Below are 315 nucleotides of genomic sequence, written 5' to 3'. Positions count from 1 at the left end.
TCCTTAAAGACATCAGTCAAACCGTATTGCCTCCCTTGCACGGCGGCTGGACGACTCGCCGTAAAACCGAACATTTCGGCGCGTACAACCAAGTTGCAGCCGACTTTGCCAAGTTAATTGACATCGACGAATGGCAAATCAATCCTTATTTTGAAAAAATCAGTGGTTTGGACTTCCAAGAGCGTGAAGGCGAGGATGCGTTAGCGGAAGCAGTAGAACGTGTGCTGGCGAAAATTCAAGCCAAATACGACGAGTTGGGCATTACCGACCAGCCTTTCGTTATTGTGAAAGCCGACGCAGGTACTTATGGCATGG

The 315-nt window shown here is 48.9% G+C and carries 1 protein-coding gene; it reads left to right on the top strand.

Going from position 1 to position 315, the window contains the following annotated elements:
- Positions 1–315: glutamate--cysteine ligase (locus ACTHS3_RS17555; RefSeq protein WP_440368703.1), on the top strand; the 315-nt coding region annotated here is incomplete at both ends.

The sequence above is a fragment of the Neisseria sp. P0009.S007 genome, assembly GCF_051962515.1.
The sequence above is the reverse complement of the archived record's forward strand: the minus strand, read 5'-3'. Positions and strand labels throughout refer to the sequence as shown.